Raw genomic sequence first — 19,370 nt, forward strand, 5'->3', positions numbered from 1 at the left:
TCTGAGCGGGACGACGGCGACCTCCACGGCGATCCCGCCTCGTAGCATGGAGAGATGCCCCTCTCCGGTCCGCTGTTCGAGCGTTCTGCCTCCGCACCCCCGGTGCCGCGGGGTCTGCCGCTCGTGATCGCGCTGACAGGCTTCACCGATGCGGGCAGTGCCGTGAGCCGGATCGTGGACTACTTCCGCGAAGACCTCGCGCCGACTCCGCTCGCCGTGTTCTCCAACGACGTGCTGCTGGACTACCGCGCCCGCCGGCCTCTCATCTCGTTCGAGCAGGACCACCTGACCGACTACCGCCCGCCGCGGCTCGAGCTCTCGCTCGCGCACGATGCCCTCGGGCAGCCGTTCCTGCTGCTGGCGGGCTACGAGCCCGACTTCGGCTGGGATGCCTTCGCGGCTTCGGTGCTCGAGTTCGTCGACGACTACGACGCGTCGACGGTGACCTGGGTCCACGCCATCCCCATGCCCGTGCCGCACACGCGTCCCATCGGCACCACGGTGAGCGGAACGAGGAGCGACCTCACCGAGGCGCACTCGGTGTGGCAGCCCCACACTCAGGTGCCGTCCACGGCCGGGCATCTCCTCGAGTACCGCCTCGCCGCGGCCGGAGTCCGCGTCGCCGGCTTCGTCCTGCTGATCCCGCACTACCTCGGCGACACCGAGTATCCGGCGGCCGCGCTGGCGGCGCTGGACAGCCTGACGGTGGCGACGAGCCTGGTGTTCACGGGGGAGGAGCTTCGCGAAGAGAATCGCGAGTACCTGGCCAAGGTGCAGGAGCAGGTGGCCGGCAGCGACGAACTCTCCCGCATGGTGCACGGCCTGGAGGAGCGCTACGACGCCTATATGGCGGGCTCGACCCTGGCGACCCCCATGATCCACACCGGAGATCTCCCGAGTGCCGACGAGCTCGCGGCGGAGCTCGAGCGCTTCCTGGCGACCAGGCAGACCGGCGAGGACGACAAGCGCATCCCCTGAGCGGAATGCCCGCGCGCCTGAGGGCGTTTGCACATGGTGAAGGTGCGACGCGGGTTTGCCGAATGCTGGCGGCGCACGGCAAGTATGAGATAATGGATACTCCGACCCGTTGTCAACCGGTTTCGTCAGGTCTTCCTGCGGCTCCGGGACTTGACAAGGGTCTTACTAGTGTCCGAAATCTACTGGGGCGTGCGGCACACGTCATCCGGTGAAAGGCGAAACGTGACCTCGAGCACGAACACCAAAGCCCGCGCGGCCGCGAAGGACACCGAGGCGGACGAGCAGGCGACGACCGCCGCCGCTGCCGCGAAGCCCGCGGCCAAGGCTGCTGCCAAGCCCAAGGCTGCACCCAAGGCTGCACCCAAGGCGAAGGCCGCACCGAAGGCGAAGGCCGCTCCGAAGACGGCGGCCAAGAAGACCGCGAAGACCGACGATGACATCGACGGCGACGTCGAAGAGCTTGACGAGGTCGAACTCGACGTAGAGCTCGATGTCGAGGACGAGACCGACGAGGCACCCGCTGCCGCGGCGCCGCGCCGTGGCGCCAAGGCCGCTGCCGAGGAGCCCGCGGCCGAAGTCGCTGCCGAAGAGGACGACGAGGACGAGGAGAACACCAAGCCGGCGTTCACCGAGCCGCTTCCGACCGGCGCCATCGTCATCTCGTCCAACGACGACGAAGATGTTCCCGTCTACTCGACGATGATCACCGGCGCGACCGCCGACCCCGTCAAGGACTACCTGAAGCAGATCGGCAAGGTGCCGCTGCTGAACGCGGCCGAAGAGGTCGAGCTCGCGATGCGCATCGAGGCGGGCCTGTTCGCCGAAGAGAAGCTGTCGCACATGTCGGCCGCTGAGAAGTCCTCGCAGCTGGGCCTGGACCTGCAGTGGGTCGCCCGCGACGGCCAGCGCGCGAAGTCGCACCTGCTCGGCGCGAACCTCCGTCTCGTCGTCTCGCTCGCGAAGCGCTACACCGGCCGCGGCATGCAGTTCCTGGACCTCATCCAGGAGGGCAACCTCGGTCTCATCCGCGCCGTCGAGAAGTTCGACTACACCAAGGGCTTCAAGTTCTCGACGTACGCGACGTGGTGGATCCGCCAGGCCATCACCCGGGCCATGGCCGACCAGGCCCGCACCATCCGCATCCCGGTGCACATGGTCGAGGTCATCAACAAGCTCGCCCGTGTCCAGCGCCAGATGCTGCAGGACCTCGGCCGCGAGCCCACGCCCGAGGAGCTCAGCCGCGAGCTCGACATGACCCCTGAGAAGGTCATCGAGGTGCAGAAGTACGGTCGCGAGCCGATCTCGCTGCACACGCCGCTCGGCGAGGACGGCGACAGCGAGTTCGGTGACCTCATCGAGGACACCGAGGCCGTGGTCCCCGCCGACGCCGTCGGCTTCACGATGTTGCAGCGTCAGCTGGAGTCACTGCTGGACTCGCTCTCCGAGCGCGAGGCCGGCGTGATCCGGATGCGCTTCGGCCTCGGCGACGGACAGCCCAAGACGCTCGACCAGATCGGCGACACGTTCGGGGTCACGCGTGAGCGGATCCGTCAGATCGAGTCCAAGACCATGGCGAAGCTGCGTCACCCGAGCCGATCGCAGTCGCTGCGGGACTACCTCGAGTGAGCGCGGCGAAGGCCGGCAAGACGCTTCGCCCGGGACTGCGGTTCGTTCCCGCGGTCGCAGCGGGAAAGCTGGCCCGGTTCGTCACGCGCTTGCGCGGGGGAGGCTCGGCCTTCCCCGGGTACCTCAGCAACCGCATGGCGCCGAACCTGCTGCCGACCCTTGCGGGCCAGTTCCGCTACGGCGTCGTCTTCGTGCTCGGCTCGAACGGCAAGACCACGACCACCCACATGGTGAGCGAGATCCTGCGGGCGCACGGCCTCGCCGTGTTCACCAACCCGACGGGCTCGAACATGCCGCAGGGCGTGACCAGCGCGCTCATGGCGGACGCGACGCTCACCGGACGGGTGAAGGCCGACGTCGCGGTCCTCGAGGTCGATGAGGGCTACGCCGCCGACCTGGCCGACCGGCTGTCGCCGCGTGTCATGCTCGCCCTGAACGTGCAGGTCGATCAGCTGTACCGGTTCTTCGAGACCGAGCGCGTCGCCGACATGATGCTCGATGCCGCCGCCCGCGCTTCGGACGCGGTGATCGTCAACCGCGACGACCCGTATCTCAGCAAGATCGACGAGACCGCCATGCGCGGCAGCGTCAGCTACTTCGGCGCCTCCGAGGCGCTGGTCGCGGCATCCGCTCACGGTCTCGTCAATGCGATCGACACCCGCAGCGACTCGACCGGCTCGGCCGCCCGTCACGCGGAGTCGGAGGTCGTGGCCGTCGACGGACGCAAGGTCTCGGTCGTTGTGGACGGGCAGCCCATCGGGGTCACTGTTCCGGCACGCGGCCTGCACTACGCCGTCGACGCCGCCGCCGCGCTGGTGACGGCCGCGCGCGTGCTCGAAGCCGAATTCGACGCGGACAACGCGGCACGGGCGTTCGCGGGCATGCAGCCCGCCTACGGCCGGGGTGAGGTCATCCCGCTCGCGCCCGGTCGGGACGAGCAGGTCGAGTTCGTGATGTTCAAGAACGCACCCAGCCTCCAGCTCAACCTGGACGCGCTCCCCGGTGCGCCGGACCGGGTGCTGATGGCGATCGACGAGGGCACGCCCGATATCTCGTGGATCTACGACGTCGATTTCGACGCCCTGGATCACGTCGACGTCGTCAGCGGCGAGAAGGCGCACCAGGTCGCGCTGCGGCTCGAGTACGCGGGGATCCGCGTCGGCGCGGTCGAGCCGGACCTCGCCCGAGCCGTGTCGATGATGAGGGCGCTGCCGCCGCGCAGCGGCCTGTCGCAGACCTGGCTGGTCAACTACGAGATCATGATGGCCGGTCGCCGCCTGCTCGGTCACGGCGATCAGGAAGTGGCACGGCGCGCATGACCACGCTCACGATCGTCCAGCTCTACCCCGATCTGCTCGGGGTGACCGGTGACCGCGGCAACGTGGCCGTGCTGCAGTCGCGCCTCGCTTCGGCGGGCATCACCGCGCGGGTCGTGACGGCCGGCGTCGGCGAACCGCTTCCGGACGAGATCGACATCGTCGTGATCGGCAACGGGCCGCTCTCGGCCATGCGCCGTGTCACCGACGATCTCGCAGCCAAGGCGGACACGCTGCGCGCGCATTCCGAGTCGGGCGGAGTCCTCTTCGCCGTCGGTGCCGGCGCCGAGCTGCTGTCAGCGGGCGTGCAGACGCTCGACGGAGCCGACGTGCCCGGGCTCGGCCTGCTGCCGTTCCGCGTGCGCCGGACGCGCCAGCGACGCGTCGGATACATCGTGGCCGACACCGAGGACGGCGAGCTGATCGGCTTCGAGGACCATGCGTCGACGTGGGACCTCGATGACGGGGCGAGCGCGTACGGCCGCGTCTCCGCGGGCAAGGGCAGCGTCGGCGCCGAGGGTCTCGGCGGCGAGTCGGTCCGCGCGGCGAACGCCTTCGCGACGAACGTGCAGGGGCCCGCGCTCCCACTCAACCCGCAGCTCGCCGATGCTGTGCTCCGCGCAGCCTGCGCGCGGCGCGGAGTCGACTACACCGCCGGCGAGTCGGTCGCCAAGGCCGACACGTTGGCCGAGGCGGCTCGCTCGGACATCCGGCGCCTGACCGCGGGCAAGAAGCCGACAGTGATGAGCATCTAGGCGATCATGCCGGTGACGGATCAGCTGGCGCCGCAGGCGACGATCTCACGGCGCGCGCTCGTCGCGAACGCCCGCATCGCGGCCGGCGGGTCGGACGGGCCGCTGTACGCCCCCGTCCTGCTCCGTGCGGACGCCTGGGGACACGGCGCCGCGCTGGTGAGGGAAGTGCTGGCTGCCGAGGGCATCGCGGAGGCGACGCACGCCGACGGAGGCGACCTGATCGATCCGCTGACCCTGTTCGGTCTTCCGGGCGGAGCGCCGGCCGCACAGCCGGTGATGCGTCTGCGGGGTTCGGTGCTCAGCGTGAAGAAGGTCGCCGCGGGCGAGGGCGTCTCGTACGGCTATGCCTACCGCGCGCCGCAGGACACCCGGGTCGCGCTGGTGACCGGCGGCTATGCCCAGGGCGTCGTGCGGGCACTCGGAGGCGCGGTGTCGGTGCTGCTCCAGAACCGGCTCCACCCGATCGTCGGCCGCGTCGCGATGGACGCCTGCGTGGTCGAGATCGGCGATGCTGATGTCTCGCGCGGGGACGAGCTCGTCTTCTTCGGGGACCCGGGGCGCGCCGAGCCCTCGCTGACAGGCTGGGAGAGCGCGACCGGACTGACCGCGGGCGAACTGGCGACCGCGGTGGGGCTGCACGCAGATCGCCGGGAGACCGAGTGACCGAGCTGCGCGTCGACCTGGACGCACTCGAGGCCAACATCGACGCCGTCCGCGGTGCCGTCGGCGCGGCCGAGCTGATGCTGGTGGTGAAGGACGACGCGTACGGGCACGGTCTCGGCCCGGTGAGTCGCCGTGCCCACGACGCCGGCGTCCGCTGGTTCGGCGCGTACGACATCGAGACGGGCAGCGAGCTCCGGCGCGCACTCGGACCCGGCATCCGGATCTTCGTCTGGATGGCGGCTTCCGGAGAGGCCATGGAACGCGCCGTTGCGCACGACCTCGACATCGGGATCGGCGACGCGGAGACGCTCGAGGCGGTGGCCCAAGCGGGCGCCCGGTCGGGGCGCGCAGCCCGCGTCCACCTCAAGATCGACACCGGCCTGCACCGCAACGGCGTCCGTCCGGAGGAGTGGCCGCAGTTCGTCCGGCGCGCGCGTGAGCACGAGATCGCGGGACGGATCGAGATGATCGGCGTCTGGAGCCACATCGCCGAGGCGTCGGATGCCGAGGACGACCTCGCGCGGTCGGCCTTCGACGAGGCGGTCCACGAGGCTTCGGCCGCGGGGCTCCGGCCCCGGCTGCGCCATCTCTCGGCGAGCGCCGCGTCGCTGGCGAGACCCGAGTTCCGCTACGACCTCGTACGCGTCGGCGCCTTCTGCTTCGGCATCCGCCCCGCCGGTGGCCCTTCGGAGGCAGAGCTCGGCATCCGCCCGATCGCCGCATTGCAGGCCCCCGTGACCTCCGTCGACGGCGATCGCGCGACTGTCGGCATCGGCCGTCTGGACGGCCTTCCCTCGACCCTCGCGGGTCGGGTATCCGTCGGCACGCCGGCAGGACCGCGGTCACTTCTCGAGGTCGGCGCCGATTCGACCGTGGAGAACTGGCCCGGCGCCGCTCCCGGCGACGTCGTCACGATCTGGGGCCCGGGCGAACAGCAGGAAGGATCGGCGACCGATCTCGCAGAGGCGATCGGAACGATCGGCGAAGAGCTCGCCGTGCGCGTGTCACCGCTCGTCCCGCGCAGCTACGTGGGGGAGTGAGACCGGGTCGTCAGACCGCGTCGACCAGACGAGCGGTCTCGTCGTGCCACGAGGTTGCGATGCTGCGCAGCTTCTCTTCGTACTTGCGTCCGTGGTGCGCGCAGAAGAGCAGCTCGCTGCCGTTGACCTCGGCGGCGATGTACGCCTGAGCGCCACAGGAATCGCAGCGATCGATCGCGGTCAGGCGGTACTCGAGGACGGCGGTCTCAGTCGGTGTCGATAGCGTGGTCATTTCGGTGCCTCCTCGAATCAATAGAGCTCTCGTGCGGGTCATGAAATACAACCACGCCCCGGATAGGAGAATGCCCGGAACGCGTCACATTTCGCTGAGCGCGTACGCCCGCCCCGCCTCGAAGCGTGTCGAGACCGCCCGGTGGGTGGGCGCGGATACGCTTGAGGATTGTGACCGCCGAGTATTCCGCCCACCATCTTCAGGTTCTCGAAGGGCTCGAAGCGGTCCGCAAGCGCCCGGGCATGTACATCGGCTCGACCGACTCCCGCGGGCTCATGCACTGCCTGTGGGAGATCATCGACAACTCCGTCGACGAGGCCCTCGGCGGACACGGCTCGCGGATCGAGATCCTGCTGCACTCGGATGGCAGCGTCGAGGTCCGTGACCGCGCGCGCGGCATCCCGGTCGACATCGAACCGCGTACCGGACTGTCCGGCGTCGAGGTGGTCTTCACGAAGCTCCACGCCGGCGGCAAGTTCGGCGGCGGCTCGTACGCGGCATCGGGCGGACTGCACGGTGTCGGAGCCTCCGTGGTCAACGCGCTCTCCGAGCGGCTCGACGTCGAGGTCGACCGCGGCGGCAAGACGTGGGCGATGTCCTTCCACCGCGGCGAGCCCGGCATCTTCGCCAACGGCTCGCCGTCCTCGGCCTTCACTCCGTTCGAGGAGCGCAGCGAGCTCCGCGTCGTCGGCAAGGCCGCCAAGGGCGTCACCGGAACCCGCATCCGCTACTGGGCGGATCAGCAGATCTTCACGAAGGACGCCGCGTTCAGCTTCGCCGAGCTCGAGCAGCGCGCACGTCAGACGGCGTTCCTGGTGCCGGGGCTCGAGATCGTCATCCGCGACGAGCGCGAGGCCGAGCCGCTCGAGACGAGCTACCGGTTCGACGGCGGCATCTCCGAGTTCGCCGACTTCCTCGCGCCCGACGCGCCGATCACCGACACGTGGCGGCTGACCGGCACGGGGACGTTCACCGAGACGGTCCCCGTCCTCCAGCCGACCGGCGCGATGGTGCCCACCGAGGTGGAGCGGGTGTGCGAGGTCGATGTGGCCGTCCGCTGGGGCACCGGGTACGAGACGACCTCCCGCTCGTTCGTCAACATCATCGCGACGCCCAAGGGCGGCACGCACCAGCAGGGCTTCGAGCTCGGCCTCATGAAGGTGCTGCGCACGCAGGTCGAGCAGAACGCGCGACGGCTGAAGTATGGCAGCAACGACAAGCTCGAGAAGGACGACATCCTCGCGGGGCTCAGTGCCGTCCTGACCGTGCGCCTCCCGGAGCCGCAGTTCGAGGGCCAGACCAAGGAGGTCCTCGGCACCCCGGCGGTGCGCCAGATCGTCGCGAACGTGGTGACGCGCGAGCTGACCGCCCGGTTCACGTCGCCCAAGCGCGACGACAAGGCGCAGACCTCGCTGCTGCTCGACAAGATCGTCGCCGAGATGAAGGCGCGCATGTCGGCGCGTGCCCACAAGGAGACCCAGCGCCGCAAGAATGCGCTCGAGTCGTCGTCGCTCCCGGCGAAGCTCGCGGACTGCCGGACTAACGAGGTCGAGGCCTCCGAGCTGTTCATCGTGGAGGGGGACTCCGCGCTCGGCACCGCCAAGCTCGCCCGCAACAGCGAGTACCAGGCGCTGCTGCCGATCCGCGGCAAGATCCTGAACGTCCAGAAGGCGTCCATCAGTGACATGCTCTCGAACGCCGAGTGCGCGGCGATCATCCAAGTGATCGGCGCCGGGTCCGGCCGCTCGTTCGACCTCGATGCCGCGCGCTACGGGAAGATCATCCTGATGAGCGACGCCGACGTCGACGGCGCGCACATCCGCACGCTGCTGCTCACGCTGTTCTTCCGCTACATGAGGCCGCTCATCGACGAGGGACGGGTGTACGCCGCGGTCCCGCCGCTGCACCGCGTCGTCGTCATGAATCCGGGCACCAAGCCGAACGAGACGATCTACACCTACTCCGAGCAGGAGCTCCACGCGCTGCTGACGAAGCTGACCAAGGCCGGCAAGCGCTGGCAGGAGCCCGTGCAGCGCTACAAGGGCCTCGGTGAGATGGACGCCGATCAGCTGGCGACCACCACGATGGATCGCGCCGGCCGGACTCTGCGACGCGTGCGGATGCCGGATGCCGAGGCCGCGGCATCCGTGTTCGAACTGCTCATGGGCAACGACGTGGCTCCCCGCAAGGAGTTCATCGTGGACTCGAGCGACCGGCTCGGCCGGGAGCGCATCGACGCCTGAGCAGGCATCGCTACGGTGACGAGGCCGCCACCAGCGGGAACGATCAGCGGATGCCGGCTCCGACAGCGCCCACGACGCCCTCGAGCGGCGTTCCCGACGCGTCCCGCTTGGCACCCGGCTCGGGCAGCGCGCAGACCGCTCCGTCGGGACCGACCGCACGCGGGTCGGAGCCCACCCACGCGAGGGTGAGTGCGTCCTCGCCGCGCAGGAGTCGCTGCGCGCGCACCCCTCCGGTGGCCCGACCCTTTGCGGGGAACTCGCTGAAGACGGAGACCTTCGCGCTTCCGGACTCGGTGCCCGCCAGCGCGGTGCTCGAGCCCGCGACCGTCACGACGACGGTGTCGAACGCGGACGCACCGACGACGGCGAACGTGATCACGTGCGCGTCGTCGCTGAGGCGGATCCCGGCCATGCCGCCGGCCGAACGTCCCTGCGGACGCACCGACGCCGCATCGAAGCGGAGCAGCTGCGCGTCGCTGGCGACGAAGACCAGCTCCGCGCCGTCGGAGGCCGGTGCCGCGCCGACGACGCGATCCCCGTCCCGGAGGGCGATGATCTCGACGTCGTGCTTGGTGCCGAGCTCGGACGCGGAGACGCGCTTGACGACGCCCTGCTTGGTTCCCACGGCGATCGGCGGACCATCGGTCAGCGGCACGATGGCCACGACGTGCTCGCCCGAGTCCAGACCGAGGTACTGGTCCACGCGCGTCCCGGCGGCCAGCTGCACCGAGTTGCCGGGAACGGACGGCAGATCGACGGGGGAGAAGCGCACCAGCCTACCGGCGCTGGTGACGGCGCCGACGTCCCCGCGGGTGGTGGTGTCGACCCAGGAGCGGATCGCGTCGTGCTTGGAGCGGCGTGCCGGGGGCACGATCCCGCCGCCGGCGGCGTCCGCCGTCAGCTCGGCGCGGATCATGCGCCCGGTCGCCGACAGGAACACCCGGCACGGGGCATCCGCGATCTGCAGGTCCGCCGCGGCGGCCGCCGCGCGCGAGCGGGGCTGGACCGGTCCGCCGTTGAGGAGGAGCGTACGGCGCGGCGTGCCGTACGTCTCGGCCGCGGCATCCAGCTCACGCGCCACCTGCGCCCGCAGCAGCACCTCGCTCGCCAGGAGCTCCTCGAGCTCCGCGATCTCGGTCTTGAGCTTGTCGCGCTCGGACTCGAGCTCGATGCGCGAGAAGCGGGTGAGGCGGCGCAGCCGCAGTTCGAGGATGTACTCGGACTGCGCCTCGGACAGGTCGAACACGTCCATGAGCCGCGCTCGCGCCTGCTCGCCGTCGTCGGACGTGCGGATGACCTGGATGACCTCGTCGATGTCGAGGATCGCGACCAGGAGGCCCTCGACCAGGTGCAGGCGCTCCTTGCGTCGCGCCAGGCGGAACTGGCTGCGGCGCGTGACCACGCTGAGTCGGTGTCCGAGGTAGACGTGCAGCAGCTCCTTGAGGCCCAGGGTCTGCGGCTGCCCGTCGACGAGGGCGACGTTGTTGATGCTGAAGTTGTCCTCGAGCGGCGTCAGGCGGTACAGGTGCTCGAGCACCGCCTGGGCGTCGAAGCCGGTCTTGATCCCGATGACGAGGCGCAGGCCGTGGTGGCGGTCGGTGAGGTCGGTGACGTCGGCGATGCCCTGGAGCTTCTTCGCCGTGACGGCGTCCTTGATCTTCTCGATGATGCGCTCGGGACCGACGAGGTAGGGCAGTTCGGTGACCACGATGCCGTTGCGGCGGGGGCCGAGCGACTCGATCGACACCTTCGCCCGGGTGCGGAAGCTGCCGCGGCCCTTCGTGTACGCATCCTTGATGCCGTCGAGGCCCACGATGATCCCGCCCGACGGTAGGTCGGGGCCGGGCACGAACTCCATGAGGTCCTCGACGGTCGCCTCGGGGTTGTCCAGCAGATGGATGGCCGCGCCCACGACCTCGATGAGGTTGTGCGGCGCCATGTTCGTCGCCATGCCGACCGCGATGCCGGTCGCGCCGTTGACGAGCAGGTTCGGGTACGCGGCGGGAAGGACCTCGGGCTGCTGGAACTGACCGTCGTAGTTCGGGATGAAGTCGACGACGTCCTCGTCGAGGTTCTCGGTGAGCGCGAGAGCCGCGGGCGCCAGTCGCGCCTCGGTGTAGCGGGGCGCAGCCGGCCCGTCGTCGAGCGACCCGAAATTGCCGTGGCCGTCGACGAGCGGCACGCGCAGCGAGAACGACTGGGCGAGGCGCACCAGCGCGTCGTAGATGGGCGCGTCGCCGTGGGGGTGCAGCTTTCCCATGACTTCGCCCACGACGCGCGCGCTCTTGACGTGCCCGCGGTCCGGCCGCAGGCCCATGTCGGCCATCTGGTACAGGATGCGCCGCTGCACCGGCTTGAGGCCGTCCCGTGCGTCGGGCAGAGCCCGCGAGTAGATGACCGAGTAGGCGTACTCGAGGAAGGATCCCTGCATCTCGGTCGAGACGTCGACGTCTTCGATGCGACCGTGGTCGATGGGGGATGAATCGGTGCGTGATGCGGGCATGACGATGAGGCCTCGGGTGACGGCGGATCGGCGGGGGCCGTTCGCCGGTATGCGAGACTGGCCCCGATGTCCCTCAGCCTACCCGCGGACCCGCCGCGAGCCCGGAGCCTCACCGGTGTCGTGCCGCAGATGGCGGCTGCGCTCTCCGGACGCTCGGAGTGGTTCGCCCCGGCCACCAGCGCCATCGTCTTCGTCATCGACGGCCTGGGCGCCGCGAACCTCTCGGGCCGGGCGGGGCACGCCCGCTTCCTCGCCCAGGCCGGCGGGAAGAAGGATGTCGCGCGCACCGTCTTTCCGGCCACCACCGCCTCCGCACTCTCGAGCCTCCTCACCGGCACGCTCCCGGGCGAGCACGGCATCGTGGGCTACCGGGCACGGATCCCGGGCACCGACGAAGTAGTCAACCAGCTGCGCGGCTGGGACACCGACGGCCTGCCGCTCGAGTGGCAGCGGGCGACCCCGCTGACGGCCGCCGGGGACAGGCCCTACTTCGTCGTCTCCAAGCGCGAGTACATGGGCACCGGCTTCACCGCGGCCACGCAGGCCGGCGCCGAGTTCGTTCCCGCCGACGACCTCACCGAACGTGTTCTCACCGCGGCGAGCCTGGCGGCGCGGCATCCCGGATCCCTGACGTACCTCTACGCGCCGGAACTGGATTCCATCGGGCACCGCCGCGGCTGGCAGTCCGACGAGTGGATCGCCGCGCTGGAGCGAGTGGATGCCGCGTCCCGCGCCCTCGCGGCTGCCCTCACCCGCGGCACCGGGGTCGTCGTCACCGCGGACCACGGCATGGTCGACGTGCCGCGTCACAAGCACATCCTGCTCGCCGAGGGGGACGACCTCCTCGACGGCGTGAGGCTCATCGGCGGGGAACCGCGCATGCTGCATCTGTACACGGAGGCCGGAGCTGCCGAGAAGGTCCTCCAGGCATGGCAGGCGGCCGAGGAGTCACGCTCGTGGGTGGTCTCCCGCGACCAGCTGATCGGGTCCGGGCTCATGGGCGTCGTCGCCGACGAGGTGCGCGAGCGGATCGGCGACGTCGTCGTCGCAGCGCGTTCAGGAGTGGTCTACTACGACGACCGGCTCGCCGACAAGGGACCGCAGAACATGATCGGTCAGCACGGCTCGCTCACGGCCGAAGAGCGCATCGTCCCGCTGCTGCGCCTGGGCGCCTTCGCCTGAGCCGGCTCAGTCGTCCGTCCGGGCGCCGAAGACGATTTCGTCCCACGAGGGCATCGACGTCCGTCCCTTGCGGCGGCCCGCTTCGGCCACGGCCGAGGAGGACTCCTCGTAGGCGGATTCCCGCACCTGCTCGGCAGGAGTCTCGTCGTAGCCGGGCTCGAGCGCATCGAACAGTGCGACGGGAGACTGCGACCGTGAGGGCGCCGCCTCGTCCGCGCCGGGAAGGGGCTCGCGCTGTCCGCGGCGGCGTCGGAGTGCCTCGAGCAGATCGGCGGTCTCTGCGGAGGTCACCGCGGGCTCGTTGGCCCGCTTGATAGCTGCTTCCTGCACCGCCGGGGCGGCGGGCGCAGGAAGGTCGGGCGACTCGAGGTCGGCGTCCGGTAGGCGCCGAGGGCCGAAGGCTCCGCTGTCGAAGCGGGAGTCGTCCTTGGGCTGCACGACGTCGAGCGCACGCAGCCGGGGGATGAGGCCGTCGGGCAGGGACCCCTGCCGCGAGAGCTGAACGGCGTCGGAGTTGAGGGGCGAGAGCGTGCTGCGGCGGGGGTCGAAGCCCCATCGCGCGTCGTGGTCGACGTCGTTCGCCGTGAACTCGAGCTTGATCACCCAGCCGGTCGGCTCTTTCCAGCTCGTCCAGCGCTCGCCCGAGGCGCCCGCCTCGTGGAGCTTCACGCGTACCGCGTTGCCGAATGTCGGCGGGGCGTCGTGATCGAGGTCGCTGCCGAGCAGCACCTGGACGGCGAGGGCCTGGCCGACGACGTGCTCGCGCTCGGCGAGGACCGGTCCTTCGAAGCGGGCGACGTCCTCGAGGCGTGCACCCAGCAGTTCGGCGACCTCCGTCGCCGACATTCCGGCGCGGATGTGCGACTGGATCTCACGCGGGCTGGGCCTGGCGGCCTGAGTGTCGCCGTCGCGGTCCCGTCGCGCCTTGCGCAGTTCGATCCGCAGTACGTCGTCGACGTCGAGCGCGAACCTCTCGCCCGACTCGGTGGCCAGGATGAGCTTGTCGTCCTCGGTTCCGATGACTTTGAGCTGTTCCATGCGAACGCCCCTCCGATCCCTGCGTGTCCCGCCATGCTGACACAGCACGGCCCCCCGACCGGGAATATCGCGCGCGCGCCGTGAGTTTCACGGTTTCGCACGGCCGAGCACCTGTCCGACAGCATTTGCTTATTCGGATCCGGTCGTGCAAACTATCGCCGCCCCAAGGGGCGAGCGCACCCGCGATTATCCGGAAGTTGAGACGTTCACGCATGGCCACCGATTACGACGCCCCCCGCAAGACCGAGGACGACAGCGAGTCGATCGAGGCTCTCAAGGAGCGCGTGCCAGACAAGCTCTCGGGAGCCGTCGACGTCGAGGACGCCGACAACCCGTCGGGCTTCGAGCTGCCCGGTGCAGACCTGTCCGACCTCGAGCTCGACGTCGTCGTGCTGCCCCCGCAGGAGGACGAGTTCACCTGCACCAACTGCTTCCTGGTGAAGCACCGCTCGCAGCTGGACCACGAGGCCTCCAGCGGCCCTATCTGCGCGGAGTGCGCAGCGTAGCCTGAGCCCGCCGCACGGCCGCCGCGAGGCGGTCGGGAGTGCGCGACGCGATGACCCACGACGGCGTCGGATCGTCGGGGTCCGTGATCGGAATGACCACGACTCCGTCGATCCCGCCGCGGATCACGTGCCACGACCGAGGGTCGAGGCCCGCGCCTCGCGCCTGCCGCGCCTCTTCGCCGCGGAGCACCTCCGGCATGCCGAGGTGCTCGACGCCGATGTGCGCGCGCCCTGCACGCAGCTCGCCCGCCCGCACGCGGACGACCGGGGCGCCGGCGACGAGCAGGGCGATCACCGCCACGCCGACGATCCCTCCGATCACGAGCGCGACGGTCGGATCGATCGGGGCGAACACGAGTGCTGCCATCGGCGCCGCCACTGCGGCGCTGACCAGGACCCACAGGGATGGCCCGAGCCTCTCTCGGTAGTCCTCGGGCCCGACATTGTGCGCTGTCTTCTGCATTACCCTCGTTGGGTGACTGAAACGGTGGATGTCCTCATTATCGCCCCGGACGCTCCGGCCTATGCGCACCCGGGCGATGCGGGTGCCGATCTCGTCGCCGCCGAGGCGGTCAGGCTGGAACCCGGCCAGCGTGCCATGGTCGGTACCGGCGTGCGGATCGCCCTCCCCGAAGATCACGTCGCCTTCGTGGTGCCCCGCAGCGGGCTCGCGGCCAAGCACGGCATCACCGTGGTCAACTCGCCCGGCACGGTCGACGCCGGCTACCGCGGCGAGATCAAGGTCATCCTGCTCAACACCGATGCCCAGCACGCGCACGACATCGCGGTGGGCGACCGCATCGCGCAGCTCATCGTGATGCCCGTTCCCCGGGTTCGCTTCATTCCCGTCGAGGAGCTGCCCGACAGCGTCCGCGGCGAAGGCGGATTCGGATCGACCGGCTACAAGAAGGATGGAGTCCTCGCATGACCGACCCCACTCCCGGCGAAGGCCCGGGCGCCGAAGAACTCGAGGATCGCGCCACCGCCGGCCCGTTCGACGAGTCCGAGGCCAACCCCGTCCGGCCGTACATCGACCTGGGCGGGATCAAGATCCTGCCGCGCGAGGGCCTCAACCTGCGCCTCGAAGTCGAGGAGCAGACGAAGCGCATCGTGGCCGTCGGTCTGGACTACGCGGGCTCGACCCTGCAGGTGCAGCCCTTCGCCGCACCTCGCTCGACCGGCCTGTGGGCGGAGACGCGCGAGCAGATCCGCGGCCAGATCCGGCAGCAGGGAGGCCGCGTCGAAGAGCGCGAAGGCCCCCTCGGGCCGGAGCTCCTCGCAGAGGTGCCGGTCGTCGCGGGTCCCGAGGGCACCGCGGGCAAGCGCCTCGCGCGCTTCATCGGCGTGGACGGGCCGCGCTGGTTCCTGCGCGGCGTGATCGGCGGGGCCGCGACCTCCGATGTCGAGGCGGCCGCGGCCGTCGAGGAGCTCTTCCGCTCCATCGTCGTCGTGCGCGGCGGCTCTCCGATGCCGCCCCGCGACCTCATCCCGCTGCGCATGCCGGCGACCCCGGGCACCGCGTGAGCGACCGTCCCGATCTCACACCGCCCGAGCCCGATCAGCCGACCGCGTCGGACGTGCTGGGCGCGGCTCTCGGCGGCGCGGCCCGCAAGGCCGGCCTCGACCCGTCCGAGGGCAAGAGCACGGGCCATGTGGTCTGGACCGCGATCGGCGGCATCCGCGGCATCCTGGAATCGGTCCTCCCGGGTCTCGTGTTCGTCATCACCTGGACGCTCACGTACGACGCGGAGGCCGGCACGGCGAATCTGCCGCTGAGCCTCGGGCTCTCGGTCGGCCTCGCGCTGGTGTTCACGGCGATCCGGCTGATCCAGCGCTCGAATGCCAGCGCCGCCATCGGCGGCCTGATCGCCACGGGAGCGGCGGCCGGCCTGTCGCTGCTCACAGGTCGCGGCGAGGACAACTTCATCCCCGGCTTCATCACCAACATCGCCTACGGATCCGCCCTGCTGATCTCGGCGCTCGTCGGCTGGTCGCTGATCGGACTCGCTGTCGGCTTCCTGATGGGGGAGGGCACCGCCTGGCGACAGGACAAGCGCAAGCGCCGCGTCTTCTTCTGGCTCGCCATCGCGTGGGCGGGGCTCTTCGCGGCGCGGCTCATCGTCCAGGTCCCGCTGTACTTCGCGGGAGATGTGGCGGCACTGGGGACGTTCAAGCTCATCATGGGGCTGCCGCTGTTCGCGCCGCTCGTCGCGGTCACATGGCTGGTCGTGAGGGCGCTCTATCCTGGGCCCTCGAAGTGATACATTTATCTTGATATCAAGATAAATTCCCCGCGTAGGGTCTTAGGTGACCCTCACTAGCCGACTGCAGGCCGGCGCGGGAAGATGGGGAGTGCCGGATCCCGGCCAGCTCCCGCCGCCGACGAAGGAGACACACGTGTCCACGGTTGACAGCTTCGGTGCCAAGAGCACCCTGACGGTCGGCAGCACCGACTACGAGATCTACCGCATCGACAAGGTCGACGGCTACGAGACTCTTCCGTTCAGCCTCAAGGTGCTGCTCGAGAATCTGCTCCGCACCGAAGACGGCGCGAACGTCACACAGGCGCAGATCCAGGCGCTCGGTTCGTGGGACGCCCAGGCCGAACCCGACACCGAGATCCAGTTCACGCCCGCGCGCGTCGTGATGCAGGACTTCACCGGTGTGCCCTGCATCGTCGACCTCGCCACCATGCGCGAGGCGATGGCGGCACTGGGCGGCGACGCCACCAAGATCAACCCGCTCTCGCCGGCCGAGATGGTCATCGACCACTCCGTCATCGCCGACCTCTTCGGCACCGAGAACGCCCTCGAGCGCAACGTCGAGATCGAGTACGAGCGCAACGGCGAGCGGTACCAGTTCCTCCGGTGGGGCCAGACGGCCTTCGACGACTTCAAGGTCGTCCCGCCGGGCACCGGCATCGTCCACCAGGTGAACATCGAGCACCTCGCGAAGGTCATCTACGACCGCTCCGTGGGTGGTGTCCTCCGTGCCTACCCCGACACGTGCGTCGGCACCGACTCGCACACCACCATGGTCAACGGCCTGGGCGTGCTGGGCTGGGGCGTCGGCGGCATCGAGGCCGAGGCCGCCATGCTCGGCCAGCCCGTCTCGATGCTCATCCCGCGCGTGGTCGGCTTCAAGCTCACCGGCGCGATCCCGATGGGCGTCACCGCGACCGACGTCGTGCTCACCATCACCGACATGCTGCGCAAGCACGGCGTGGTCGGGAAGTTCGTCGAGTTCTACGGCGAGGGAGTGGCCTCCGTTCCGCTCGCGAACCGCGCAACGATCGGCAACATGAGCCCGGAGTTCGGCTCGACCGCGGCGATGTTCCCCATCGACAGCGTCACGATCGACTACCTGCGCCTCACCGGCCGCAGCGCCGAGCAGCTCGCGCTCGTCGAGGCGTACGCCAAGGAGCAGCACCTCTGGCACGACCCGTCGCGCGAGCCGGTCTTCAGCGAGTACATGGAGCTCGACCTGTCGACCGTCGTGCCCTCGATCGCCGGACCGAAGCGCCCGCAGGACCGCATCGAGCTCTCCCGCTCGAAGCAGCAGTTCGAGGTCGACCTCACGAACTACGCCGACGTCGACCACGACCTCGTCGACCTCACGATCTCCGAGTCGTTCCCGGCGTCCGACCCGCCCGGGTTCTCGCCCGAGGACGAGAGCAACCACCACGAGCACCACCACCACTCGCACGCGCCCGCCTCGGTCTCCCGGCCGACGCCGGTGACGCTCGAGACGGGGGAGAAGTTCGTCCTCGACCACGGCGCCGTCACGATCGCCGCCATCACCTCGTGCACCAACACGTCGAACCCGTCGGTCATGCTGGCGGCGGGCCTGCTGGCACGCAACGCGGTGAAGAAGGGCCTGAAGGCCAAGCCGTGGGTCAAGACCACACTGGCGCCGGGTTCGAAGGTCGTCACCGACTACTACGAGAAGGCCGGCCTCACGCAGGATCTCGAAGACCTCGGCTTCTACACGGTCGGCTACGGCTGCACCACCTGCATCGGAAACTCCGGGCCGCTGATCGAAGAGGTCTCGGCCGCGATCAACGAGAACGACCTCGCCGTGACGGCGGTCCTCTCGGGCAACCGCAACTTCGAGGGCCGCATCAACCCCGACGTGAAGATGAACTACCTCGCGAGCCCGCCGCTCGTGATCGCGTACTCGCTCGCGGGGTCGATGAACTTCGACTTCGAGACCGACGCCCTGGGCAAGGACCAGGACGGCAACGACGTGTTCCTCAAGGACATCTGGCCGGATGCCTCGGAGGTCCAGGCGACGATCGACTCCTCCATCAACGAGGAGATGTTCACGCGTCAGTACGCCACCGTCTTCGCCGGTGACGAGCGCTGGCAGAACCTGCCGACGCCGACCGGCGACGTCTTCGAATGGGACGAGGCATCCACCTACGTCCGCCGCCCCCCGTACTTCGACGGCATGACCATGGAGCTGACCCCGGTCACCGACATCCAGGGTGCGCGCGTCCTGGCGACGCTCGGCGACTCGGTCACGACCGACCACATCAGCCCTGCCGGAAACATCAAGGCGGACAGCCCGGCGGGTCAGTACCTCGCCGAGCACGGCGTGGACCGCAAGGACTTCAACTCGTACGGCTCGCGCCGTGGCAACCACGAGATCATGATCCGCGGCACCTTCGCGAACATCCGGCTGAAGAACCTGCTCGTGAGCGCGGTCAACGACGGAGCGATCGTCGAAGGCGGCTACACGCGCGACTTCACGCAGGAGGGCGGTCCGCAGTCGTTCATCTACGACGCGAGCCAGAACTACCAGGCAGCCGGCACTCCGCTGGTCATCTTCGGCGGCAAGGAGTACGGCTCCGGCTCGTCGCGCGACTGGGCGGCCAAGGGCACCAGCCTGCTGGGCGTCAAGGCGGTCATCACCGAGAGCTTCGAGCGCATCCACCGGTCGAACCTCATCGGCATGGGCGTCGTACCCCTGCAGTTCCCTGCGGGGGCGAGCTGGGACTCGCTCGGCCTCGACGGAACGGAGATCGTCTCGATTGCCGGCCTCGAGCAGCTGAACGAGGGCGTCACGCCCAAGACGGTGCGTGTCACCGCCGCCCCGAGCGAGTTCTCGGCGCCCGGCAAGGAGACCGTCGAGTTCGACGCCGTCGTGCGCATCGACACCCCCGGCGAGGCGGACTACTACCGCAACGGCGGCATCCTGCAGTACGTGCTGCGCTCGCTCGTCTGAGCACCGATCGCGTGGGGGCCGGGCGCGCTGCGCCCGGCCCCTTCGCACTCTCACGGGTAGAC

The 19,370-nt window shown here is 69.7% G+C and carries 17 protein-coding genes; 13 read left to right on the forward strand and 4 right to left on the reverse strand.

What is annotated here, in order from left to right; genetic code table 11:
• The first annotated feature begins 54 nt into the window (after positions 1–54).
• The 6 genes from ASD56_RS09435 to ASD56_RS09460 all read left to right on the forward strand — a co-directional run bounded on the left by ASD56_RS09435 (position 55) and on the right by ASD56_RS09460 (position 6,378).
• The gene (locus tag ASD56_RS09435; protein ID WP_055964740.1) at positions 55–978 is read left to right on the forward strand and encodes a proteasome assembly chaperone family protein; all 924 of its coding nucleotides are present in this window, start codon (positions 55–57) and stop codon (positions 976–978) included.
• Between the two features lie 222 nt (positions 979–1,200).
• Positions 1,201–2,604 carry an RNA polymerase sigma factor gene (locus ASD56_RS09440; protein WP_055964743.1) on the forward strand — a complete coding sequence of 468 codons (1,404 nt, stop codon included), beginning with the start codon at positions 1,201–1,203 and terminating at the stop codon, positions 2,602–2,604.
• A complete protein-coding gene (locus tag ASD56_RS09445) occupies positions 2,601–3,923 on the forward strand; it encodes a MurT ligase domain-containing protein (protein WP_235565637.1) in 1,323 nt (440 codons plus the stop codon). Before ASD56_RS09440 ends, ASD56_RS09445 begins: the two co-directional genes overlap by 4 nt.
• Positions 3,920–4,675, forward strand: a complete 756-nt coding sequence (locus ASD56_RS09450; RefSeq protein ID WP_055964746.1) for a type 1 glutamine amidotransferase — start codon at positions 3,920–3,922, stop codon at positions 4,673–4,675. The genes ASD56_RS09445 and ASD56_RS09450 overlap by 4 nt, the downstream gene beginning before the upstream one ends.
• A gap of 12 nt (positions 4,676–4,687) precedes the next feature.
• Complete coding sequence (locus ASD56_RS09455; RefSeq protein WP_235565638.1) at positions 4,688–5,338, forward strand: alanine racemase C-terminal domain-containing protein; 651 nt, start codon at positions 4,688–4,690, stop codon at positions 5,336–5,338.
• The gene (locus ASD56_RS09460) at positions 5,335–6,378 is read left to right on the forward strand and encodes an alanine racemase (protein WP_055964752.1); all 1,044 of its coding nucleotides are present in this window, start codon (positions 5,335–5,337) and stop codon (positions 6,376–6,378) included. The genes ASD56_RS09455 and ASD56_RS09460 overlap by 4 nt, the downstream gene beginning before the upstream one ends.
• Before the next feature lie 10 nt (positions 6,379–6,388).
• Here the strand turns inward: ASD56_RS09460 and ASD56_RS09465 are convergent, their stop codons facing one another.
• Positions 6,389–6,610: a DUF7455 domain-containing protein gene (locus ASD56_RS09465; RefSeq protein WP_055964755.1), complete on the reverse strand. Its 222-nt coding sequence runs from the start codon at positions 6,608–6,610 to the stop codon at positions 6,389–6,391.
• Positions 6,611–6,780: 170 nt separating this feature from the next.
• On the opposite strand from ASD56_RS09465, the gene ASD56_RS09470 reads away from it, so the two are divergent.
• Positions 6,781–8,853 (forward strand): DNA gyrase/topoisomerase IV subunit B, encoded by a 2,073-nt coding sequence (locus tag ASD56_RS09470; protein WP_055964758.1) that lies wholly within the window; start codon positions 6,781–6,783, stop codon positions 8,851–8,853.
• A gap of 43 nt (positions 8,854–8,896) precedes the next feature.
• Here ASD56_RS09470 and ASD56_RS09475 read toward each other — a convergent pair whose 3' ends face one another.
• The gene (locus ASD56_RS09475; RefSeq protein WP_055964761.1) at positions 8,897–11,356 is read right to left on the reverse strand and encodes a DNA gyrase/topoisomerase IV subunit A; all 2,460 of its coding nucleotides are present in this window, start codon (positions 11,354–11,356) and stop codon (positions 8,897–8,899) included.
• Between the two features lie 66 nt (positions 11,357–11,422).
• Here ASD56_RS09475 and ASD56_RS09480 point away from each other — a divergent pair, with 66 nt between their 5' ends.
• Positions 11,423–12,538, forward strand: a complete 1,116-nt coding sequence (locus ASD56_RS09480; RefSeq protein WP_055964764.1) for an alkaline phosphatase family protein — start codon at positions 11,423–11,425, stop codon at positions 12,536–12,538.
• A 6-nt stretch (positions 12,539–12,544) separates the two neighbouring features.
• On the opposite strand, the gene sepH is transcribed toward ASD56_RS09480, so the two are convergent.
• Entirely contained in the window at positions 12,545–13,576 is a 1,032-nt protein-coding gene (gene sepH / locus ASD56_RS09485) for a septation protein SepH (RefSeq protein ID WP_055964767.1), read from the reverse strand.
• Between the two features lie 212 nt (positions 13,577–13,788).
• Between sepH and ASD56_RS09490 the strand changes: the two genes are divergently transcribed.
• Positions 13,789–14,082, forward strand: coding sequence for a DUF4193 domain-containing protein (locus tag ASD56_RS09490; RefSeq protein WP_055964769.1), 294 nt, complete (start codon positions 13,789–13,791; stop codon positions 14,080–14,082).
• On the opposite strand, the gene ASD56_RS09495 is transcribed toward ASD56_RS09490, so the two are convergent.
• Positions 14,057–14,545: a DUF3093 domain-containing protein gene (locus ASD56_RS09495; RefSeq protein WP_055964772.1), complete on the reverse strand. Its 489-nt coding sequence runs from the start codon at positions 14,543–14,545 to the stop codon at positions 14,057–14,059. The two genes, ASD56_RS09490 and ASD56_RS09495, sit on opposite strands and share 26 nt — an antisense overlap.
• A gap of 12 nt (positions 14,546–14,557) precedes the next feature.
• On the opposite strand from ASD56_RS09495, the gene dut reads away from it, so the two are divergent.
• From dut to acnA, 4 genes are all read left to right on the forward strand, one after another.
• Positions 14,558–15,010, forward strand: coding sequence for a dUTP diphosphatase (dut, locus tag ASD56_RS09500; RefSeq protein ID WP_200947494.1), 453 nt, complete (start codon positions 14,558–14,560; stop codon positions 15,008–15,010).
• The gene (locus ASD56_RS09505) at positions 15,007–15,606 is read left to right on the forward strand and encodes a DUF3710 domain-containing protein (RefSeq protein ID WP_055964778.1); all 600 of its coding nucleotides are present in this window, start codon (positions 15,007–15,009) and stop codon (positions 15,604–15,606) included. Before dut ends, ASD56_RS09505 begins: the two co-directional genes overlap by 4 nt.
• Entirely contained in the window at positions 15,603–16,343 is a 741-nt protein-coding gene (locus tag ASD56_RS09510) for a DUF3159 domain-containing protein (protein WP_055964781.1), read from the forward strand. Before ASD56_RS09505 ends, ASD56_RS09510 begins: the two co-directional genes overlap by 4 nt.
• Positions 16,344–16,479: 136 nt before the next feature.
• Positions 16,480–19,308 (forward strand): aconitate hydratase AcnA, encoded by a 2,829-nt coding sequence (acnA, locus tag ASD56_RS09515; protein ID WP_055964784.1) that lies wholly within the window; start codon positions 16,480–16,482, stop codon positions 19,306–19,308.
• Positions 19,309–19,370 lie beyond the last annotated feature (62 nt).

Origin of the sequence: Microbacterium sp. Root166 (genome assembly GCF_001427145.1) — a bacterium.
Classification (GTDB): domain Bacteria; phylum Actinomycetota; class Actinomycetes; order Actinomycetales; family Microbacteriaceae; genus Microbacterium.

Bases quoted from the DNA above. Each gene is read 5' to 3' on its own strand.
- ASD56_RS09435 (WP_055964740.1), top strand. From the start codon at position 55: ATGCCCCTCTCCGGTCCGCTGTTCGAGCGTTCTGCCTCCGCACCCCCG.
- ASD56_RS09450 (WP_055964746.1), top strand. From the start codon at position 3,920: ATGACCACGCTCACGATCGTCCAGCTCTACCCCGATCTGCTCGGGGTG.
- ASD56_RS09465 (WP_055964755.1), bottom strand. From the start codon at position 6,610: ATGACCACGCTATCGACACCGACTGAGACCGCCGTCCTCGAGTACCGC.
- ASD56_RS09475 (WP_055964761.1), bottom strand. From the start codon at position 11,356: ATGCCCGCATCACGCACCGATTCATCCCCCATCGACCACGGTCGCATC.
- ASD56_RS09480 (WP_055964764.1), top strand. From the start codon at position 11,423: ATGTCCCTCAGCCTACCCGCGGACCCGCCGCGAGCCCGGAGCCTCACC.
- sepH (WP_055964767.1), bottom strand. From the start codon at position 13,576: ATGGAACAGCTCAAAGTCATCGGAACCGAGGACGACAAGCTCATCCTG.
- ASD56_RS09490 (WP_055964769.1), top strand. From the start codon at position 13,789: ATGGCCACCGATTACGACGCCCCCCGCAAGACCGAGGACGACAGCGAG.
- ASD56_RS09495 (WP_055964772.1), bottom strand. From the start codon at position 14,545: ATGCAGAAGACAGCGCACAATGTCGGGCCCGAGGACTACCGAGAGAGG.
- ASD56_RS09505 (WP_055964778.1), top strand. From the start codon at position 15,007: ATGACCGACCCCACTCCCGGCGAAGGCCCGGGCGCCGAAGAACTCGAG.